Below are 5,884 nucleotides of genomic sequence, written 5' to 3' on the forward strand. Positions count from 1 at the left end.
AACTTCTACTTCAACCGCGACTTCCGCCAGGAAAACGCCCCCCAGGCCAAGGCCGAGGAATGGGCCCAGGGCTTCCTCCTGCGCTACGAATCCGGCTACACCGAGGGCACCGTCGGCGTGGGCGTCGATGCCCTCGGCCTGCTCGGCGTCAAGCTCGACTCCAGCCCCGACCGCGCCGGCACCGGCCTGCTCAAGCGCGACCGTGAAACCGGCCGCGCCCAGGACGAATACGGTGAACTCGGCCTGACCGCCAAACTGCGCGTTTCCAAGAGCGTGCTCAAGGTCGGCACCCTGCTGCCCAAGCTGCCGGTCGTCCAGTACAACGACTCGCGCCTGCTGCCGCAGACCTTCCAGGGCGGCCACCTGAACGCCATGGAGCTCGACGGCCTCACCTTCGATGCCGGCCAGCTCAAGCAGGTCAACCAGCGTGACTCCTCCGATTACGAGGACATGACCATCACCAGCGGGGCGGCCCGCGCCATCAGCTTCCGCAGAGGCACCACCAGCGACGAGTTCAACTTCGCCGGCGCCAACTACAAGTGGACCGACAGCCTCACCACCGGCTACCACTATGGCGAACTGGACCAGTTCTACAAACAGCACTTCTTCAGCGCCGTCCACCTGCTGCCGCTGGGCGACAAGCAGTCGCTGAAGAGCGACCTGCGCTACGCCCGCTCCACCGACGAAGGCTCCAGCAACGTCGACAACAAGGCCTTCGGCGCCATGTTCACCTACGCCCTTGGCGGCCACGCCTTTGGCCTCGGCTACCAGAGCATGAGTGGCGACACCGGCTTCGCCTACATCAACGGCACCGATCCCTTCCTGGTCAACTACGTGCAGATCGGCGACTTCGCCAACAAGGACGAGACATCCTGGCAGGCCCGTTACGACTTCAACTTCGCCAGCCTCGGCATTCCCGGCCTGACCTTCATGACCCGCTACCTGTCCGGTGACAACATCGACCTGGGTGCCGGTCGCGAAGACGGCAAGGAGTGGGAACGCAACATGGACATCGCCTACGTCTTCCAGGACGGCCCGCTGAAGAACTTCGGCGTCAAATGGCGCAATGCAACGGTGCGCTCCACCAACTTCGGTAGCGATATCGACGAGAACCGCCTGATCCTCAGCTACGTGCTGCCGCTCTGGTAAGCCCACTGCAAACGAAGAAGCCCACCCATCCGGTGGGCTTCTTTCATTTGAACTTGGGAAACCACGCCCTCAGGACGTGGTCATGAGTCATCGGCTCTGCCTGTGACGATCGAAATGCCTGATTTACAGAATGAAGCCGGATTTTCAGTAGCCCAGATGCAACCGCAAAGCCAGATCACGCTTCACCAATTCACCCTTGGAGCCCGACTGGGCCACGAATGGCGGACATGAAATGCGGTGTCCAACTGGCACCGGACGAACGCGTCAGACGCCGCCCAGGTAATCCATCTTGCCCACGTCCACGCCGTTGTGGCGCAGGATGGCGTAGGTGGTGGTGATGTGGAAATAGAAGTTCGGCAGGGCAAAACCGAGCAGATAGTCACGACCGCTGAAGCTGAGCTCGCCACTGCGCATCTTCAGCACCACAGTGCGGCTTTCGCTGCCTTCCAGCTGGGCAGCGTCTATCCCCTCGATGAATGCCTTGGTCTTGGCGATGCGCGCCTGCAGTTCCTCGAAGGTGGTTTCGCTGTCGGCCCAACTCGGCACCTCGACGTTGGCCAGGCGCGCCGCGCATCCCTTGGCCATATCGCTGGCGATTTGCACCTGACGGGCCAGGGCGTACATATCCGGCGCCAGGCGCGACTCGATGAACACCTTGGGGTCGATGCCACGCGCCAGGGCGTTGGCCTCAGCTTTCTTGAGGATGTTGGACAGGTTGCCGAGCATGCGCGCCAGGACCGGGATGGACGCCTCGTACATAGACAAGGACATGGTGATCGCTCCGTTTTCAGGTGGATGGGAGAGGCTCAGGTATAGCGCTTGGTCGGCCGCCCGGCAATGTGCGCGAAAGTCCCGCCAGACCGGGCAATGGCGCGGTAAAGTCACCTAGCGCGATAGCTCGTCCCACATGCAGGACAAAACCATGCAAGACCTCAACGATCTCTTCTATTTCGCCAAGGTGGTGGAGCACGGCGGCTTCTCGTCTGCCGGTCGCCTGCTCGGCATTCCCAAGTCGCGCCTTTCACGGCGCATTGCCGAACTGGAAACCCGGCTCGGCGCGCGGCTGCTGCAACGCACCACACGCAAGCTGGCGCTTACCGATGTTGGCGAGCGTTTCCTGCGCCATTGCCAGGCCATGCTGCTGGAGGCCGAGCAGGCCGAGGAAGTGGTGGCCAGTCTTACCGTCGAACCCCGGGGCCGCCTCCGGGTGTCCTGCCCGGTCGAGCTGGCGCACTCGATGCTCAAGCATGTGATAGCCGAATTCCTCCAGCACTATCCCCTGGTGCAGCTGGACATGATCCTCACCAACCGCCGGGTGGATCTGCGCGAGGAAGGCGTGGACGTTGCCCTTCGGGTGCGCGAAGAAGGCGACGAAGACCCGACCCTGATCGCTCGTCCCTTGCGACCGGCGCAGGCCTTCCTGGTGGCCGCGCCCAGCCTGCTGGAGGGCAGGAGCATCCATACCCCGGATGACCTCCAGCACTTGCCGGCCCTCGGCGGCCTGGAGGCTGACCGGCGCATCCACCATTACTTGCATGACGGCCACGGCAATCGGCGCGAAGTGGTTCTGGAGGCCCGCCTGGGCATAGAGGACTTCGATGTGCGCAAGCATGCGGTACTGGCGGGCCTGGGTTTCAGCATGCTGCCGCAGATGAACTGCGAAACCGAGTTGCGCGACGGTAGCCTGGTGCGGCTGTTGCCGGAATGGAGCCTGCCGGGTGGCCATCTGCAAGCGGTCTACACCCACCGGCGCGGCATGCTGCCGGCGGTCCGCGCCTGGATCGAACACCTCGTGGAAGCTTTCGCCCACAGCCAGGTTCCCATCATCTGAACCTTGGCCAGCAAGACAACCATTAGCTAGCTTTCTTTGCCGCCGCGAGTCGGGGATGATGGCGACATTCCCCGTCCGCCCCAACCCCAGGTTCTGCCATGAGCACGCCACGGCCGTCCGCGTCCTCCAGCACGCTGCAGATCATCACCGTCGTTTTCTTCACCTTCATCAGCTTCCTCTGTGTCGGGCTGCCAATTGCCGTGCTGCCCGGCTACGTGCATGACGACATGGGCTACGGCTCGGTGATGGCGGGGATCGTCATCAGCGTGCAGTACCTCGCCACCCTCCTCTCCCGCCCCATGTCGGGAAGCCTGGCCGACCGGCTGGGCGCCAAGCGCGCGGTCATGTACGGCATGGCGAGCTGCGGCCTGTCCGGTGTCCTGACGCTGCTCTCCACCTCGCTGGCGCAGTTCCCCCTGTTGAGCCTGGCGCTTCTGCTCGGCGGGCGCGTGATGCTGGGCATTGGCCAGGGCCTGGTGGGCACGGGTTCCATCAGTTGGGGCGTAGGGCTGGTGGGTGCTGAAAACATGGCACGGGTGATTTCCTTCAACGGCATCGCCTCCTATGGCGCGGTGGCCATCGGCGCGCCCCTGGGCGTGGTTCTGGTCGATGGCCTGGGCCTGTGGAGCATCGGTGGGCTGATGGCAGTGCTCTGCGCCATTGCCCTGCTGCTGGCCTGGCCCAAGCCCCCATCGCCCATCGTCCACGGCGAGCGGCTGCCCTTCAGCAACGTCTTCCTGCGCATCGCCCCCAACGGCTCGGCCCTGGCCCTGGGCTCCATCGGCTTCGGCACCCTGGCCACGTTCATCACCCTCTACTACGCCAGCGTGGGTTGGGAAGGTGCCGCTTACTGCCTCACCGCCTTTGGCTGCGCCTTCATCGGTGCCCGGCTGCTGTTCGTCAACAGCATCAAGCACCTGGGCGGTTACCGGGTGGCCATCGTCTGTCTGGTGGTGGAAAGCCTCGGCCTGTTCCTGTTGTGGGCGGCGCCGACGCCCTGGCTGGCGCTGGCCGGCGCGGCGCTGACCGGTTTCGGCCTGTCGCTGGTCTATCCTGCCCTCGGTGTCGAGGCTGTCACACGCATTCCAGCCGCCAGCCGCAGTTCGGCCCTGGGCGCCTACGCGGTATTCTTCGACCTGGCCCTGGGTATCGCCGGGCCGCTGATGGGTGCAATTGCCAGTGGTGCGGACTTCGCCACGATCTTCCTGGTCGCTGCGCTGATGGCCCTGACCGGCATGCTACTGAGCCTGTGGCTGCTACGCAGCGAAACCCGAACCTGAAGGAACAGGAGCACGCATGACCCCAGATCAAGTCGCCGCCTTCTGCTTGCAGCTTCCCGGTGCCCGGGAAGACCTCAAATGGGGCAGCAACCGGGTGTTCTCGATAGCCGGCAACAAGATGTTCGCCATCATCAACTTCCTGGGTGATGGCCTGGCCTTCAAGGTCGATAAGGACCTCTTCCTCGGTTACGTCGACCGCCCCGGCATCATTCCCGCGCCTTACCTGGCGCGGGCCCACTGGATTGCCATGCAAAACCCCTACCCCATGGGCGACGGCGAGTTGCGCGAGCTGATCACCCGCTCCCACCAACTGGTGGTCGCGCGCCTGCCGAAGATCCGCCAGGTGGGGCTGTTACTCGACTGATCCCCCCAACGACAAGGAAGTCCCATGTCCGTTCGCTCGTCTGCCCTGATCGCCCTGTTCTTGTTCGGCGGCTACACCCTCTATGTAATGGCCATCAGCGAACAGCCGCTGCTGGAGTTCGGTGCGCAGCTGATGAGTCGGCCCGACACCGCCCAAGTGGTGGTCGACCTCTATCTGGCCTGCGCCCTGATCGGAATCTGGATGTACCAGGACAATCGCCGCCGGGGCCGCAGCGTGGCCTACTTGCTACCCTTCTACCTACTGACTGCAGTGTTCGCCTCCATCGGGCCACTGCTCTATCTGGTCCTGCGAAAAAACCAGCGCCACGAGGCATGAGCTGATGAGAACCACAGCCCTCTGGACCCACCTCTGGAACAGCCGAGCCCCCACCCATGGCCTGGAAGACTTCCGTCTGGAGGGGCGCCGGGTGGACAGCGGCATGCTGGCCTTTGACGACGATGGCAAGCCGTACCGCTTGAACTACACCCTGGAGTACGAAAAAGGCTGGGAGCCCAGGACCTTCAGCGCCACGGTGCGTGATGGGCGCGGCAGCCGCACCCTGACCCTGCGCCGTGACGGCCTGCACTGGTTCGATGGCCACGGCCAGAAGCTGCCCGAACTGTCGGGTAGCCTCGACCTGGACCTCTGGCCCACCCCCTTCACCAACAGCCCGAGCATCTGGCGGCTGTTCCTCAACCCGGAAGAGCGCCGGGAGATCGAGGTGGTGTTCGTCGAAGCGCCGCAGCTGACCGTGCGGCGTATGCGCCAGGCCTACACCCGCCTCGACCAGAGCCATTACCTCTACCAGAACCTCGACGGCAGCGGTTTCGAAGCCGTGCTGACCCTGGACGATGATGGGCTGGTGAACCGCTATCCGAAGTTCTTTCAGCGGCTGTAACGGGTACCTGTTGCAGGGGTGACTTCATTCGCTCTGTCTGCGATAGCTGTTTCGAGAGATTCACCATCGGGCCCAGAGCCTTGTAGGAGCTGGATTTGCCAGCGAAACGGGGCCATTTGCTGGCAAGCCAGTTCCTACCTTGGCGAATGTATTGGCTATGTCTGCGTTAAGTGTTGCTAGTACGTCCTGAGCCAGGCTGCTTGCCGAGTTCTGCGGATGCTTCTGGTTTCGTCCCCCGGACGAGTCCCTTTCTCAAGCGCCGAAAGGAACCAAAGGGCTTGCCCCTGCATCCGGGTTTGGCTCCGCCAAACTACCCTCCCTCCATCCTTGCTCCAGGGGCACGGCGAGAGGGGCCATCCATG

General features: G+C 63.6%; 7 protein-coding genes. 6 read left to right on the plus strand and 1 reads right to left on the minus strand.

Features of this window, described 5'->3' with window-relative positions; genetic code table 11:
• Positions 1-1,149, plus strand: a 1,149-nt coding sequence (locus E8F20_RS07020) for an OprD family porin (protein WP_280283120.1), incomplete at its 5' end; no start/stop codon positions are given.
• Between the two features lie 264 nt (positions 1,150-1,413).
• Here the strand turns inward: E8F20_RS07020 and E8F20_RS07025 are convergent.
• A complete protein-coding gene (locus E8F20_RS07025; protein ID WP_280283121.1) occupies positions 1,414-1,920 on the minus strand; it encodes a DUF1993 family protein in 507 nt (168 codons plus the stop codon).
• A 151-nt stretch (positions 1,921-2,071) separates the two neighbouring features.
• On the opposite strand from E8F20_RS07025, the gene E8F20_RS07030 reads away from it, so the two are divergent.
• The 5 genes from E8F20_RS07030 to E8F20_RS07050 all read left to right on the plus strand — a co-directional run bounded on the left by E8F20_RS07030 (position 2,072) and on the right by E8F20_RS07050 (position 5,522).
• Complete coding sequence (locus E8F20_RS07030) at positions 2,072-2,980, plus strand: LysR substrate-binding domain-containing protein (protein WP_280283122.1); 909 nt, start codon at positions 2,072-2,074, stop codon at positions 2,978-2,980.
• A 98-nt stretch (positions 2,981-3,078) separates the two neighbouring features.
• On the plus strand, positions 3,079-4,260 hold the full coding sequence (locus E8F20_RS07035) for an MFS transporter (RefSeq protein ID WP_280283123.1): 1,182 nt from the start codon (positions 3,079-3,081) through the stop codon (positions 4,258-4,260).
• A gap of 16 nt (positions 4,261-4,276) precedes the next feature.
• Entirely contained in the window at positions 4,277-4,624 is a 348-nt protein-coding gene (locus E8F20_RS07040) for an MmcQ/YjbR family DNA-binding protein (RefSeq protein ID WP_280283124.1), read from the plus strand.
• 24 nt (positions 4,625-4,648) lie between these two features.
• Positions 4,649-4,960 (plus strand): DUF2834 domain-containing protein, encoded by a 312-nt coding sequence (locus E8F20_RS07045; RefSeq protein WP_280283125.1) that lies wholly within the window; start codon positions 4,649-4,651, stop codon positions 4,958-4,960.
• A gap of 4 nt (positions 4,961-4,964) precedes the next feature.
• Entirely contained in the window at positions 4,965-5,522 is a 558-nt protein-coding gene (locus tag E8F20_RS07050; RefSeq protein WP_280283126.1) for a putative glycolipid-binding domain-containing protein, read from the plus strand.
• Positions 5,523-5,884 lie beyond the last annotated feature (362 nt).

Origin of the sequence: Pseudomonas sp. BN415 (assembly GCF_029871195.1) — a bacterium.
GTDB lineage: Bacteria > Pseudomonadota > Gammaproteobacteria > Pseudomonadales > Pseudomonadaceae > Metapseudomonas > Metapseudomonas resinovorans.